The sequence below is a fragment of the Actinoplanes sp. NPDC049118 genome (assembly GCF_040648555.1).
In the GTDB taxonomy this organism is placed as follows: Bacteria; Actinomycetota; Actinomycetes; order Mycobacteriales; family Micromonosporaceae; genus Actinoplanes.
The window spans coordinates 304,223-318,785 of record NZ_JBEZDY010000006.1 but is presented as its reverse complement, the minus strand read 5'-3'; the positions used below and the strand labels follow the sequence as shown (position 1 = coordinate 318,785).

Annotated in this window: 14 protein-coding genes; 2 read left to right on the top strand and 12 right to left on the bottom strand. The window is 72.6% G+C overall.

Going from position 1 to position 14,563, the window contains the following annotated elements; genetic code table 11:
- Positions 1 to 101 precede the first annotated feature (101 nt).
- Positions 102 to 392 (top strand): hypothetical protein, encoded by a 291-nt coding sequence (locus AB0B58_RS12120; protein ID WP_360221800.1) that lies wholly within the window; start codon positions 102 to 104, stop codon positions 390 to 392.
- 58 nt (positions 393 to 450) lie between these two features.
- Here the strand turns inward: AB0B58_RS12120 and AB0B58_RS12115 are convergent, their stop codons facing one another.
- The 5 genes from AB0B58_RS12115 to AB0B58_RS12095 all read right to left on the bottom strand — a co-directional run bounded on the left by AB0B58_RS12115 (position 451) and on the right by AB0B58_RS12095 (position 9,863).
- Positions 451 to 1,479, bottom strand: coding sequence for a GDP-mannose 4,6-dehydratase (locus tag AB0B58_RS12115; RefSeq protein WP_360221797.1), 1,029 nt, complete (start codon positions 1,477 to 1,479; stop codon positions 451 to 453).
- 74 nt (positions 1,480 to 1,553) lie between these two features.
- On the bottom strand, positions 1,554 to 2,225 hold the full coding sequence (locus tag AB0B58_RS12110; RefSeq protein ID WP_360221794.1) for a LuxR C-terminal-related transcriptional regulator: 672 nt from the start codon (positions 2,223 to 2,225) through the stop codon (positions 1,554 to 1,556).
- Between the two features lie 608 nt (positions 2,226 to 2,833).
- The gene (locus AB0B58_RS12105; protein WP_360221792.1) at positions 2,834 to 5,515 is read right to left on the bottom strand and encodes a LuxR C-terminal-related transcriptional regulator; all 2,682 of its coding nucleotides are present in this window, start codon (positions 5,513 to 5,515) and stop codon (positions 2,834 to 2,836) included.
- Position 5,516: 1 nt separating this feature from the next.
- Positions 5,517 to 8,306: a hypothetical protein gene (locus tag AB0B58_RS12100; RefSeq protein ID WP_360221789.1), complete on the bottom strand. Its 2,790-nt coding sequence runs from the start codon at positions 8,304 to 8,306 to the stop codon at positions 5,517 to 5,519.
- 147 nt (positions 8,307 to 8,453) lie between these two features.
- A complete protein-coding gene (locus tag AB0B58_RS12095) occupies positions 8,454 to 9,863 on the bottom strand; it encodes a carboxyl transferase domain-containing protein (protein ID WP_360221786.1) in 1,410 nt (469 codons plus the stop codon).
- 129 nt (positions 9,864 to 9,992) lie between these two features.
- On the opposite strand from AB0B58_RS12095, the gene AB0B58_RS12090 reads away from it, so the two are divergent.
- On the top strand, positions 9,993 to 10,745 hold the full coding sequence (locus AB0B58_RS12090; protein WP_360221783.1) for an aminotransferase class IV: 753 nt from the start codon (positions 9,993 to 9,995) through the stop codon (positions 10,743 to 10,745).
- Positions 10,746 to 10,756: 11 nt separating this feature from the next.
- Here the strand turns inward: AB0B58_RS12090 and AB0B58_RS12085 are convergent, their stop codons facing one another.
- From AB0B58_RS12085 to AB0B58_RS12055, 7 genes are all read right to left on the bottom strand, one after another.
- Entirely contained in the window at positions 10,757 to 11,518 is a 762-nt protein-coding gene (locus AB0B58_RS12085; RefSeq protein WP_360221780.1) for a hypothetical protein, read from the bottom strand.
- A 72-nt stretch (positions 11,519 to 11,590) separates the two neighbouring features.
- A complete protein-coding gene (locus AB0B58_RS12080; RefSeq protein ID WP_360221777.1) occupies positions 11,591 to 12,220 on the bottom strand; it encodes a GPP34 family phosphoprotein in 630 nt (209 codons plus the stop codon).
- Between the two features lies 1 nt (position 12,221).
- Entirely contained in the window at positions 12,222 to 12,437 is a 216-nt protein-coding gene (locus AB0B58_RS12075) for a hypothetical protein (protein WP_360221774.1), read from the bottom strand.
- A 4-nt stretch (positions 12,438 to 12,441) separates the two neighbouring features.
- Positions 12,442 to 13,353, bottom strand: coding sequence for an SPFH domain-containing protein (locus AB0B58_RS12070; RefSeq protein ID WP_360221771.1), 912 nt, complete (start codon positions 13,351 to 13,353; stop codon positions 12,442 to 12,444).
- 264 nt (positions 13,354 to 13,617) lie between these two features.
- On the bottom strand, positions 13,618 to 13,911 hold the full coding sequence (locus AB0B58_RS12065; protein ID WP_360221768.1) for a hypothetical protein: 294 nt from the start codon (positions 13,909 to 13,911) through the stop codon (positions 13,618 to 13,620).
- A complete protein-coding gene (locus AB0B58_RS12060) occupies positions 13,908 to 14,135 on the bottom strand; it encodes a hypothetical protein (RefSeq protein ID WP_360221765.1) in 228 nt (75 codons plus the stop codon). The genes AB0B58_RS12065 and AB0B58_RS12060 overlap by 4 nt, the downstream gene beginning before the upstream one ends.
- Entirely contained in the window at positions 14,132 to 14,509 is a 378-nt protein-coding gene (locus AB0B58_RS12055; protein WP_360221762.1) for a hypothetical protein, read from the bottom strand. Before AB0B58_RS12055 ends, AB0B58_RS12060 begins: the two co-directional genes overlap by 4 nt.
- Positions 14,510 to 14,563: the final 54 nt, after the last annotated feature.

Here is a 14,563-nt window from a genome sequence, read left to right as displayed (position 1 = left end):
GATCGGAGTCTCTGCCGTGGTGGCCGGTGAATTCCCTAGAGGTCCCGGCCGGCGCGGTGACTCTAGGGAATCACCGGGCGGGGCCCGCTGAAGATCGCTTCATGACGACTGGCGTCACGGCGTTACCACCGGAGAAGTTCGCGCCGGATCCGGCGGGAGGGCCCTGCGACCCCCTCGACGACCTGCTCATCACGCTGCTGATCGACCGGACGCTGCGCGCCCGCGATCACCATGCGGCCCGCTGCGAGGCGGGGCTGCCGGCCCGCAAGATGGCCTGGGAGTACGCGATGGTGAAGCGTTACGCGGCGCGGCTCGGCCCGCACGGCGCGGAGATCGCCCGGGCCGTCCTGGCGCTGGCCCATTCGGGCGAGAACCTGCCACCGGCCGCCTAGACACACAAACGGCGGGCGCCCTCTGTCGAGGGCCCCGCCTTTCGCTGTGGGAGACGTCCTACCAGGCGCCGGCCGGCATCAGGTCGGCGTACTCGTGCTCGCGGGTGACCTGTAGCAGGTCGCAGTCGACCATCATCTGCATGAGCTGGGGGAAGTCCAGGGTGGGCTCCCAGCCGAGCTGCTTCTTGGCGATGGACGGGTCGGCGCAGAGGATCTCGACCTCGGCCGGCCGGACCAGGGCCGGGTCGACGACGACGTAGTCCTCCCAGTTCAGGCCGACGTGCTCGAAGGCGATGCGCACGGCGTCGCGGACCGAGTGCGTCTGGCCGGTACCGATCACGTAGTCGCCGCACTCCGGCTGCTGCAGCATCAGGTGCATGGCCCGCACGTAGTCGCCGGCGAAGCCCCAGTCCCGGACCGCGTCCAGGTTGCCCAGGTGCAGCTTGTCCTGGTAGCCGCGCTTGATGCGGGCCACCGACAGCGAGATCTTGCGGGTCACGAACTCGGCGCCGCGGCGGGGCGACTCGTGGTTGAACAGCATCCCGGACACCGCGTACATGCCGAAGGACTCGCGGTAGTTCTTGGTGATGAAGTGCCCGTAGGCCTTGGCGACGCCGTACGGGCTGCGGGGGTGGAACGGTGTCGACTCGCGCTGCGGGGTCTCGAAGGCCTTGCCGAACATCTCCGACGAGGAGGCCTGGTAGAAGCGGATCTGGGTGCCGCCGTTGCGGGAGTGGTTGAGCCCGCTGACCATCCGGATCGCCTCGAGCACCCGCAGCACGCCCATGCCGTTGATCTCGGTGACCAGCTCCGGCTGCTGCCAGGACATCGGCACGAACGAGATGGCGCCGAGGTTGTAGACCTCGTCGGGCTGCACCTGCTCGACGGCCGAGACGAGGCTGGACTGGTCCATCAGGTCGCCGTCCACGAACGACAGCTCGGCGGCGAGCCGGCTGACCCGCATCTTGCGAGGGTTCGCCTGCCCGCGGATCAGGCCCCAGACCTGGTACCCCTCATTGAGCAGGTGTTCGGCCAGGTATGAACCGTCCTGGCCGGTGATTCCGGTGATAAGCGCACGCCTGGCCATTGAAATCCCTTCACCGTCGACCCTCGACTGAGGCGACGCTACGATCGACGGAACCCGCAGATTCCCTAGATCCGCTACTTGATGAAGTCCTCGACGACCTTCGGCGGCCACACGCCGACGTTGAGCACGCCCATCGAGTAGGCGCGCGAGACCAGCGCGGCGCGGTTCGGCACCTGGAGCTTCCGGAGCAGCCCGGAGACGTGGTACTCGACGCCCTGCCGGCTCAGGTACAGCCGCGCCGCGAGCGGGATGGTGGACAGTCCGGCCGCGATGCCCTCGAGGATCTTCGCATCGATCTTGCTGAGGATCTTCTTGCGGCCGATGACCGCGGACTCGGCGTCGACCTCGTGGTCGGAGGTGCGCATCAGCACCAGCACGCCGGTCGCGTCCGGGGCGCCGCCCTGCACGGCGACACCGGTCAGGGTGCCGGTCAACGGCTCGTCGCCCAGGCGGACCGCGATCACCCGGCTGGCGAAGCGGTGGTGTTTGCCCTCGAGCAGACGGGCGAAGTTCCGCATCATCGGCGTACGCACGCTGGGGTGGATCAGCTCGGAGAAACGCCGGCCACACAATTGCGCGGAAGTCTCGCCGAAACGCCGGAAGAACTCCGGGTTGGCGTGCCGGATGGCCAGCGCCCGGTCCAGGTGGGCCATGCAGACGCCCGGCCCTTCGGTCGCGCGGGCGGCGTCGGCGAGGGATTCTTCGTTGAAAACCTCATGATCGTGTTCGACGGATGCGGAAAACATGAAGAGCCCCCATTTGCTTCGGCGCCAGATTCGAATACCCGTACCGATGGGTGACGCTGGGTCCTAAACGGATTATCCGGCGCACCCCGGCCGCGCCGGGATCAATCTGGCGCTCATGTTAGGAATGCCAAATGAGTGTGTCAAGCGCGCCGTGGGCCATTCCGCCACCGTTCGTAGTCGCCGATCAATGGTTCGGTGGGCGATCACCGAAGAGCACCTCCCGGTACGGTGCCGAGCACCCCGACCCGACCCGCCACGACCTTGTTTCAGCAGCTCATAGTGGTTCTACGGACGCGGCCGAGCCATCCACCGAACCCGCACCCCTGGGTACGCACGTCACCAACAGGCGACCACCCCATTACTCTGCGCATAATTCACGCACCTTCAGTAACACGGCCGAAAAGCATGATGAACTGCGATGTGGGATGTGACACTCAATCGGCGGCCACCGCGGCCGAGACCTATGGCACATCGGCCCGCACGCGCCCGTTCACGAAAGCACGGGAGACTTTTCATCTGAGCTCGACTCGGTTATTCAATTCCATAGTGGACATTGGCGCTTATGCGCGCGATTAATGCCCGGAATCGGCCTGACGGGCTATGACCGGTCAGCGTACTTTGCGCGGAAAATGCTCCCCGGTCAGCGAATCGATCAGCTCGGCCCGGCCGGCCACGTTCAGCTTTCGATAACAGCTGGTCAGGTGTTTCTCCACGGCGCGGCGGCTGACGTTCAGCAGGGCCGCCGTCTCCTGATTGGTCAGCCCGCCGACCACGAAGGAGGCGGCCAGGCGCTCCGCCGGGGTCAAGGCGGCGTCGATGGTCGACGGGCCACCGACCGGGGTCGCCCCGCTGAGCCACGGCGCGCCGCCGGCGGCCGCGATCGCGGCGCCCTCGTGACTCGCCGCGATGGCCTCGGCCGTGTCCGGGCACGTCCGGCCCAGGGCCAACAGGGCCCGGGCGAGCTCCAGCCGGTTGCTCGACCGGCGCAGCACGGCGATCGATTCGCGCAGGAGCTCGGTGCCCCGCGGGCCGCCCTCGACCTCGCCCCGGACCCTCAGCACGCGGCCCAGCTGGGACGGCGCGCCCCAGGACAACGCGACCGCGTACTCCTCGTCGAGCACGGCCACGGCGCCCTTCCGGTCACCGAGGCGGTGCTGCAACACCGCCGCGTAGATACGCCAGGGCATCAGCAGCGGGTTACGCCAGCCGGCGGCGCGCAGGTCCTCGCCGACCGACAGCACCTCCGCCAGCGCCTCGCGCAGATTTCCGCGCCGGGAGTCCGCGTACGCGCGCAGGTAGCGCCGGACGGCGTCCGGCGCCGGCGAATCGGGGCACAGCCGCGCGGCCACGCTGTCGGCCAGGGTGGCGTCCTGGATCTCCATCGCCACCCAGGCGAGCGCACCCAGCGCGATTGTCGCCGTCTCCGAGCACGGCGCGGCCCGGTGCGCGGCCCGTTCCGCGCAGAGGCGGGCCGCAGTCAACCGGCCCCGCCCGAGCAGGACCACCGCCCGCAGCGCATCGAGCCGGGCCTCGGCGGCCACCGGCAGGCGCGGCCCCGCCGGGCCGGTGCCGGGGAACAACCATCGTGCGGCGGCCTCCAGCCTGTCCGCGGCGGTCAGCGCGAGCACGGCGAGGGTCACGGTCGGCTGCGGGTGCGCCGAGCGCGGCGTCTCCTCCTCGAGGAGCTTCTCGCCCAGCCCCGCGACCGCCTCGGCGGGCAGCCCGCCGGTCACCACGGCGGCCTGCAACAGCACCGCGACGAGCTGACGCTCCGCCACCGAGTCCCAGGTGGACCCGCCGCCCAGTTCGCTCAGCCGGGCCACGGCGCTGCTCAGCTCGTCCGGCTCGTGCAGGCCGGCCTGGCGCAACCGGGCCTCCAGGCCGAGCTGGGCGGCGCGGGCGGCGGTGTCGGCCGCCGGCCCGGCGCCGAGGTCGTGCGCCACCCGGCGGAACAGGTCGACCACCGACGGCCGGTCCGGGTTCAGCACGGCGGGCGCGATGCGCAGCGCCGCGGCGGCACGATCGCGCGGATCGTCGAAGAGCCACACGGCCTGGTCGACCAGCCGCTCGGCGGCCTCCGGGTCGGAGTCGTGCAGGGCGCGGGCCAGGTCCAGCAACAGCCAGGCCCGGTCGGGACCCATCTCGGAGCTGGTCAGCAGCGCACGCCGCAGATATTCCACGGCGATCTCGGGTGCGCCGCGGTCCTGGGCCGCGCCGGCGGCGGTGCGCAGCACATCCACCGACCAGGGCCGGTGCAGGGCCGGCACCGCCATCAGGTGCCGGGCCACCTGCTCGGCAGGGTGGCCGTCGCGGTGCAGCAGCTCGGCGGCGGCCTCGTGTGCACTCAGCCGGGCGGCCATCGGCAGGTCGGACTCGGCCGCGGCCCGCACCGCCGGATGGGTGAAGCGCGGACGCCCGGCACGGGCGACCAGACCGAGCTCGCGCAGCGCCCGCAGCCCGGCGACCACGTCGACGGCGTCCGCACCGGCGAGGCGGCCGATCAGTTCGGGCTCCGCCTGCTCGCCGAGCACGGCGACGGCACGGGCGATCGCGCGTACCGTGTCGCCCTGCCCGGCGAGCAGGCCCGCCAGCCGGTCGCGCAGTTCCGGCGGCACCGCGTCGCGGATGTCTCCGGCGTGCTCGGCGTCGGGTGGGAGTCCGGCGCCGAGTACGTACGTGGCCAGCGCGGTGAGCAGCAGCGGGCTGCCCGCCGCGGAGGTGTGGCAGGCGACGGCGAACGTGTCGTCCACCGCCGCGCCGATCGCACCGTGCAGCAGCTGGCGCGCGGCCCCGAGCGACAGCGGCGCCGGGCGCAGCACCGCGTCGGCCGCCCCGGTCACCTCCTGCACCAGCGGGTGGTCGCTGTGCGCGTCTCCGTCGCGGACCGCGCAGAGCAGCATCAGCCGCAGCCCGTCCCGGTGTACGGCGAGGCGCGCGAGCCAGGCCAGCGACTCCTCGTCGGCGGCCTGCAGATCGTCGACGACGAGCAGCGCCGGATCCGCGCCGTCGAGCAGGCCGGTCAGCGCCCGCGGATCACCTTCCCCGGCAGCGTCGACGTCGGCGGAGATCCCGTCGAACAGCTGCTGCACCACCCCGTACGGGATGTCCCGCTCGCCCACCGTGCCGGCGGCCCGCAGCACCCGCGCCCGGCCGCCGGCGGCCCGGCGCAGCAGGGCGGAGCGGCCGACGCCGGCCGGTCCGCGCACCACCAGCAGCTCGGACCGGCCGGCGCGCGCCGAGGTCAGGCCGGCGCCGATGCGGTTCAGCTCGGCCAGCCGCTCGATCAGCACCTCAGCCGCTCCCGGCGGCCTGGACCAGCGCCCGCAGTTCCCGGCGCCCGCTCAGCCGCATGGCCCGGTAGACGCGGCTGAGGCGCAGCTCGACGGTGCGCTCGGAGACCGCGAGCAGCGCCGCGATGTGCCGGGTGGGGTTGCCGCGGCCGGCCAGCACCGCGGCGAGCCGGTCCTTCTCCGAGAGCGTGGCCCAGGCCGGGTGCAGCAGGAGCAGACCCTCGGGCGGTGACCCGGGCGCCGCGACGGCCTGCCGGGTGGCGTGTTCGCGCAGCACGTCGTGCAGGGGGCGCAGCCGCTGCGCCAGGCGCCCGGCCGGGTAGCCGGCGGCGATCTCCGCGGCGACGATGAGCGACTGCCGCGCCGCCTCGTGGTCGCCGCGGGCGAGCTGGCCCTGCGCGAGCTCGGCCAGGGCCCAGCCCAGCGAGATCCGGCCGTGCGGGCGGCGCAGCATGGCGACCGCCTCGTGTATGTCGCAGATCCCGTCCTCGTCCGGGTCGCCCTGCCGCGCACCGCCCGAGTCCGCCAGCAGCCGGGTCAGCTCGGCCCACCCCAGTGCGGCCCGCGAGCCCCACCGGCGGGCCAGCCTGACCTCTTCGGCCGCCATCCGGCGCGCCCCGTCGTGGTCACCGATCTGCACCGACACGTGCACGGTCAGCGCGCGCCAGGGCAGCAGCGCCGGGTTGGGCCAACCCTGCCGGACCAGCGTCCGTCCGCAGTGGTGCAGCAGCTCGGCGGCGTCGGACGGCCGCCCGTCCGCCCACGCGGTCATCGCCCGGGCGAAGAGCAGGAACGGCCAGTAGGGCCCCGCCTCGGCACCCGCCGGCACCGGCGACGCGGCCAGCTCAAGGGCCGCCGCGGTGCGGCCCGACTCGACGTCGATCATGACCCGCAGGGCCAGCAGCTGCGGCAGCACCAGCGGGTGCCAGCTGCTCATCGGCAGGACCTGCTCGGCGTGGCGAGCGTCGCGGGTGGCCAGGTCGATCAGGCCGCGACGCAGATGCAGTTCGGCCCGGGCCACCAGCGCCCGGCTCAGCGCCGCGTTGGCGTGCCCGCCGCGCAACCTGTCGATCAGATGGTCCAGGGCCGCCTCGGCGTCGTCCAGCTCATCGGCCAGGACCAGCGCCTGGCACGCGGCCAGCCGCGGCATCACCTCGCCGTCCCGTGCGCCAAGCGCCCGGCGGGCCAGCGACACCACGGCCGGGCGGTCCAGCCCCCGTACGGCCAGGCTCAACGCGGCGGCGCCGGCCTGCATCGGGTCCACCGGCGGCGCGGGCAGCGCCGGCATGCGGGGCAGGGCCGGCTCGGCCGGGCACGAGCGCATCCCGTCGGCCAGCGCGCCGAGCGCGAGCAGCCGCTCCTGCAGCACACCACCGCCGTGTTCGAGCACGTGCAGCACCGATCGCCGGGCCCGGTCGGCGTCGCCGCGGGCCAGGCACAGGTCGATCGCCGATACCGCGGCCGGTACGGACCCGGAGCCGTCGAGCCGGGCGAGTTCGGTGAGCCGGCGGTCGCTCGCCTCCGGGGCGGTCACCGCCTCGACGCCGGCCAGCTCGATGCCGAGCCGGGAACGCAGCTCCGGGTCGAGGGGCTCGTCGAGGGCCCGGGACAGGTGCTCGCGGGCGCGCTGGTAGCGGCCCAGCCGGCACAGCGCGGCGGAGCTCTGGCGCAGCCGGTGCACCGCCCAGCGGGCGCCGACCGGGCGGGCCGGCAGCAGGAGTCCGGCCACGTGTTCGTCGGCCGCGCCGGCCAGGTGCGCCAGCCCGGCCGCGCGGGCGTGCAGGTCGGCCCGCTCCCCGGCGGGCAGGTCGGCGAGCAGCCGGTCGGTCACCTGCGGCGCGACGATCCGCAGCCGGTCGCCGTCGGCCACGGTGAGCCCGCTCGCGTCCAGCACCGCACGCATCCGGTCGGCGCTCATCGTGAACGGCTCGACCAGCGTGTACACCAGCGGCAGGTCGAGCAGGCCGTCGCAGACCGCCACCGCCCGCAGCGCCGCGGTCGCGTCGTCGCCCAACTCGCGCAGCACGTACGAGACGCGCTCGGCCCACGCCGAGGCGGCCGCGCCGTCCAGCTCGGGCACCGCGGCGGACACCGGTTCGCGCCGGCCCGCGCGCAGCAGCCGGAGCATGTCGTCCAGCACGTCCGGGCGGCCCGCGCTGAGCCGCGCCGTGGCGTCGGTGAACCCGGCGTCCGGCGCGGCGCCGAGGGCGGCCTCGATGCCGCGTTCGACCTCGCACGAGGTGAGATCGCGCAGCTCGACGTCGGCCACCGGGATCAGGTCGTGCAGCGCCCGCACGCCCAGCCAGTCGGCCTCCTCGGCCACGTGTACACCGCCGAAGAGCACCGCGGCACCCCGGCCGGGCAGGCGCCGGACGAAGGCCCGCAGCCAGCGCCGCGAGGGCGCGTCCAGCCGGCGCGAGTCGCGGATGACGATGAGGGCGGGCCGGTCGCGCAGCGCGTTGACGGCCTCGCGCAGGCCGGGCGGCGGGCACCCCGGCCGGGCCTCGCGGTCGGGGTCGACGCCGGTCAGGCTGCCGATCATGCGGCGCACCCCCGCGTACGGCACGCGGTGCTCGGCGCGGCCGGCGCCGGCCTCGAGCACGAGCAGGCCGCGGTCCGCGCCGGCACGGATGAGCCGGCGTACCAGGGCCTGCTGGCCGTTGCCGCAGTGTCCGGGCAGCGTCGCCAGGCAGGGCCGGCCCGCAACGGCCGCGTCAAGCATGGCGGTGAGCCGCCGCTCGCACTCCTGGCGCCCCGCCGGCACGGGATCCGCCGTCGCCAGGCGCGTCACGAGGCGACCGGCACGGCACGGCACGTCGCGTACCTGTCGCCGGCGATCGTCACTCGTCAATTGTGAGGAAAACCGGACCGCGGAATACCCGTAGATCGATCCGATAGCCAGGGGCGGTTACGGTCTTCTAGGGGTTGACAATCCCCGTCAGAGCGGAATGTTCCCATGGACGCCGCGGGCCGCGGGTGCGCCGGCCAGCGCCTCGGCGATCTTCAGGCGGGTCTGCGCCGGCTCGATCACCTCGTCGATCAGGCCCAGTTCGGCCGCGCGGTCCACCCCGCCGGCGACCTTCTCGTGCTCGGCGATCAAGCGCGCCTCCAACTCGGCCCGCTCATGGGCGGGCGCGGCGGCAAGCTCGCGGCGCTTGAGGATGCCGACGGCCGCCTTCGCGCCCATCACCGCGACCTCGGCGGTCGGCCAGGCGAACACGCGCGTCGCGCCGAGCGCGCGGGAGTTCATCGCGATGTACGCGCCGCCGTACGCCTTGCGCAGGTGCAGCGTCACCCGGGGCACCACGGCCTCGGCGAACGCGTGCAGCAACTTGGCGCCGCGGCGCACCACCCCGCCCAGCTCCTGGTCCACGCCGGGCAGGTAGCCGGGCACGTCGACCAGCACCACCAGGGGGACGGCGAACGCGTCGCACAGCCGCACGAACCGCGCCGCCTTCTCCGCGGACAGCGAGTCCAGGCAGCCGCCCCGGCGCAGCGGGTTGTTCGCCACGACGCCGACCGTGCGCCCGCCGAGGCGGCCGAGCCCGATCACGATGTTCGGCGCCCACCGGGCCTGCAACTCCTCGAAGGAGCCGTCGTCCAGCACGGCGTGCGCGACCGGCCGCACGTCGTACGCCCGGCGCACGTTCTCCGGCAACGCCACCGCCGGCATCGGCGCGGCCGCCGAGCCCAGGTCGAATCGCCCCGGCACGGCGAGCAGCGTGACCAGCCGGCGGCACCGCGCGTACGCGTCCGGCTCGTCGGCGGCGACCACGTGCACGACCCCGGAGTGTCTGCCGTGCGACACCGGCCCGCCGAGGCCCTCCTGGTCGATGTCCTCGCCGGTCACGGCCCGGACCACCTCCGGGCCGGTGACGAAGATGCGACCGGCCCTCGACATGATCACCACGTCGGTGAGCGCCGGCCCGTACGCGGCGCCGCCCGCCGCCGGGCCGACCACGACGGACAGCTGCGGCACCCGCCCCGAGGCCCGGACCATCGCGGCGAAGACCTTGCCGACACCGTCCATCGAGTGCACGCCCTCGGCCAGCCGCGCGCCGCCGGAGTGCCAGATCCCGATCACCGGCAGGCGCTGCGCGACCGCCAGGTCGATGGCCGCGGCGATGCGCACGCAACCGTCGTGGCCCATCGCGCCGCCCATCCGGGTGCCGTCGGTGCAGAACACCACGACGTCGCTGCCGGAGATCCGGCCGCGCGCGGTCTGCACGCCGAGGTCGTCGGGCTCGTTCAGCAGCGTCTCGGTGCCGGCGTCCAGCAGCTGACCGATGCGGAACAGCGGGTCGCGTACCTCGACGGTCGACTCGATGGCATTGATGACCGCTGTCATGACCGCCCGTTCGCTCGGCAATTGTCAGCATCATGAGACGGCACCGCCGGATAGGCGAATTGCTAGATTCGGCGGGCGAGGTCCGGCAGACCGGACAGACCGGCACCGGGCGATGTCAGACTGGCGGCCATGACGGCGATCGAGAGCCTGGCGCTGACCAACTACGGGCACTTCACCACCATGCGCGTGGAGGCCGGCCGGGTCCGCGGACTGGGAATGCACCTGGACCGCCTGGTCAGCGACTGCGCCACCCTGTTCTCCGCCGAACTGCACACCGCGGACCTCCGTGAGCGGATCCGCGCCGCGGTGGCCGGCCTCGAGGGACCGGTCACCGTCCGGGTCACGGTGACCGACCCGGGCCTGTCACTCGCCCGGCCGGCCGCGCCGGCCGACCCGGAGCTGCTGATCACCACCCGCCCGGCCCCGCCGGAGGATCAACCGCCCCTGCGCGTACGGTCCGCCCGCTACGTTCGCGACCTGCCCGCGGTGAAGCACACCGGACTCTTCGGCCCGCTGTTCGAGCGGCGCCGCGCCCAGCAGGACGGCTACGACGACGCGCTGTTCGTCGGCCCGGACGGCCTGGTCTCCGAGGGCGTCACCTGGAACGTCGGCTTCTTCGACGGCGAGAGCCTGATCTGGCCGCTGGCCGAGGTGCTGCCCGGCGTGACGGCACGGCTGCTGGCCGCCGCGTACGACGGGCCGCAGCGCACCGAGCCGGTCAGCCTGCCCCGGCTGGCCGGCATGACCACCGCCTTCTCCCTCAACTCGGCCGGGGGCGTCCGGCCGGTCGCCGCGATCGACGCGACCCGCTTCGACACCGGTCACCCCGTCCTCGATCTGCTGCGCAAGCGGTACGCCGAGGTCGTACCGGAAGCCATCTGATCCGGAATCCGTCAGGCAGGCAGCTTCGGGCGTCGCGACGCCCCGAAGGTCCGGTACAGCATCACCACGACGACGATCAGGCCGAGCGCGCCGATCCGTCCGGCCCACAGCCAGGGCGAGGTGGGCTCGGCCCAGACCAACCGGATGAGCACCGTGCCGATGCCGCGGCCCTGCGGCCCGTCGGAGCCGAGCGCGATACCGGACGCGGTCATGAGCATGAACAGGAACAGCAGGCCGACCAGCGACCGCCGCACCACGCCGGTCCCGGGCGATGCCCCGATCGCGAAGAACAGCGTCGCCCAGCCCATCAGGAGCAGGATGAGGATCGAACCGCCGCCGACCAGGGTGCCCACGAAGATGGCGACGAACGCGTAACCCATGGTGTGCTCGTCGATCAACCACAACGGGTACAACAACGGCAACTGGGCGATGCCCAGGACGAACACCGCGGCCATCGGGGCGAGCATGTTCCGCAGGACCGACAGCACGTCGCGGGAGCGGCGCAGGGACGCGCGCAGCGCCGCGAACACCGGGATCGCCACCAGCAGCAGCGGCCAGACCGGCATCGTCTCCGGGTCCTCGTCCACCGCGAGGCCGGCGGCGGCCACCGCGACGAACATGACCACGGTATCGATGACCAGGGCCCACCGGATCGCGTGCCAGGGCAGCAGGTCACTCACCGGCGGGGCCGGTTCGCGCTGCTCCGGTACCGGAAAGGGGTTCGGTTGCTGCGGCCGGCGGCGGGGCGGGTGGTGGCGACGACGACGTGACACCGGCACGACCGTAATCCGCCCGTGCCAACCGCCAACCACCAGCAGAAACACCCCCGGATCACGGGGGCGGGGCTAACCGCCCGCGCTGCTGGCGGCGGCGTCCCGGATCGATTTGCGCAGGGCGGGGCCGGCCGGTCCGCTGAGCTCGGTGAGTTCCTGGATGCGCCGCTTGTTGGCGCGTAGGGTCTTGCGGTCCAGGACGAGCCGGAGGTCACCCGCGGCGACGATGGCCACGAGCGCCGCGTCGGCGGCCTCGACCCTGCCGACGGGTGTCTTCAGGGCGGCGTTGACCCGGCCGAGGAGCTCCTTGCGGACGCGGGGGTCGCGGATTGTCACCTTGGTCGTGGGAAACAGCCCGAGGATCCTGCGGGGTTCGAGGCGGACCCAGCCGCCGTCGCCGAGCTGCCGGCGTACCGCACTGACGGCGGGGCGCTGCCGGCGGCCGACCCAGGAGTGCCACCTGCGCGGCCTGGCGCCGGCGATCTCCTCGAGGAGCGCCTCGAGGACCGGATCGTGGCAGGGGTGCCGGACGCCGACGGCGGGGCGGCCGCGTTCGTCGGTGAGGTGGCCGCCGAGGTAGAGGTCGGCGAGGGCCGCGGCGCGCAGCATGGCGCCGAGGTTGGTGCCCATCCGGACCCTGCCCTTCTCCGGGCTGTAGGCCAGCAGGAAGATGCGCTGCGGGAGGCTGCCGGGAACTGTCATGTCACTCTTCCTCCGGTTCGGGTGTTGCGGGGGGCCGGCCGGGTCCGCGCATCCGGCCGACTCCCCCGGGCAGCCGGCCGGCGTCGGCGAGCGCCTTGCGCAGCAGATACTCGATCTGGGCGTTCGCGCTGCGGAGCTCGTCCGCGGCCCAGCGCGCGAGTGCGTCGTGCACGGCGGGATCGAGCCGGAGGAGAAGCTTCTTCCGTTCGGTAGCCATGCGCCTAGGAGTAGAGGGTGCCCGCGTTGACCACGGGCTGGGCGTCCCTGTCGCCGCACAGGACCACCAGCAGGTTGCTGACCATCGCGGCCTTACGTTCCTCGTCGAGGTCGACGACGTGGTTCTCCGCGAGGCGGAGCAGCGCCATCTCCACCATGCCCACCGCGCCTTCGACGATGCGGGTCCGGGCCGCGACGATCGCGTTCGCCTGCTGCCTGCGGAGCATGGCGTGTGCGATCTCGGGCGAGTAGGCGAGGCGGGTCAGGCGGGACTCGATGATCTTCACTCCCGCGGCGGCGACCCGCACGCCGATCTCCTCCGACAGCCGGGCGGTGATCTCGTCGGCGTTGTCGCGCAGGGACTTCAGGGCGGTGTCGTGTGAGTCGTAGGAGTAGCTGTTGGCGATGTGCCGGACGGCCGTCTCGGTCTGGATGGCGACGAACTCGATGAAATCGTCGACCTCGAAGACGGCGCGAGCGGTGTCCTCGACGTGCCAGACGACGACAGCGGCGATCTCGATGGGGTTGCCGTCGGCGTCGTTGACCTTGAGCACGTCGGTCTCGTGGTTGCGGATGCGGGTGGAGACCTTGCGCCGGGCCGTGAGCGGGTTGACCCAGCGGAGTCCGTCGGTGCGGACGGTGCCGGTGTAGCGACCGAGGAGCTGAAGGACGCGGGCCTCACCGGGCGCGACGGCGGTGAGGCCGGCGAAGCCGATCAGGGCGGTCAGTCCGAACAGGATGCTGAGGGCGATGAGGCCGACGATGACCGCGGTGCTCCCCTGCTGCACGCCGACCACGAAGGTGACGAAGCTCATGAGGATCAGCAGGACGGACGTCGCGAGGACCGGCCAGCCCGAGGCGCCCCGGGCGATGCGCTCGCGTACCTGCGGGGCGGGCAGGTCAAGGTGTTCCGTCATGTAAGGCTCCTTCGGGGGTGATGATGTCTCGAGACTAGCAAACTGATATCACATTTCCAAGCGGGGGCCGGAAGGTCTTGACCAGCGACGGTCGCGGCGAGCGTCGCGGAGGACTACGACCTGACCCACGCCGAGATCAGAACCGTGCGGGTGTACGCGCCGAGCAGGAGTGTCCGGCCATCTCTGCGGTTGCAGGGGCTCTACTCATGGCGTCCGAGGATGCCGCACGGTCGCGTGGACTGAAGTCGTCGGAACTCAACGGCGTCATCTCGGATCGTCGATGAACCGGCCTCTCGCAACGAGCTTGCTGCCTTCGTACAGTTGCACGCCGTCCTTTGGAGGGAACCGGTCGGCGTGAAGCGCCTCGAACACAAGCTCGATGTCGACGTCATAGGAGAGTCCCAGATCGAATGTCTCGCCCGGGACGGGAGAACGGACGATGCAGCTGGTGAACAAGGAGCCCAGTCGTATCTGTGGCCGATAGCCGTCCGCCGCCGGGGTGAAACGGCCACCTTCGTCGGTTCGCAGGAAGGTGACACGCGCTCGGACGGCCGTCACCTGCGTCCTCCGCACAGCACCGGACTCTTCCTGACCTTCATGCCGCCATTCTGGCGGCGCAGCGGTCGGCGGTGGCTGCAGGTCCGCCCCTTCACCTCGCACCCCACGAAGATCTCCTGATTGGACGGCAACAGGGCGACGCTGTCGGAGGTGGTCGTCGGGCCGAGGCGCACCGACACCCCGGCGCCCCCCGCGCCGGACGGCGTGGTCTCCGCGGCGTTCATAGGCCCGAGGTCGACCGCAGCCAGGTCGGTGCGGAATCTCCCAGATTCATCCGTTCGAGTCCGTCGAGCATCGCCGTCAGCCGCTTTTCCGTGATGTCGTCCTCACCGCCGACGAACATCCCGGCCTGCGGGCGTCGGGTCAGGAATGCCGCGACATCCACCCGCGGCCCGTGGAACAGGTGCAACTCGGCTTCGAGCAGGGGTCCGGACATCCGGAGAATCCAGGTGGGGTCCATGCCCGGCGCGTCGAGCGGGCCTTCGAGTTCCAGGTTCAGCGATGCCGCGTGCGCTTCGGCCCAGGACCGCAGGCTGAGTCCGACTTCGAGGTCCCGGCCCTCGTTCGGCTCATCGGCGGCTTGCTCCCCGGACGGCATGCGAACAACCTAATACCGGGGCAAGCCGGACGTGGCTCGGGATCCGGTTTACCG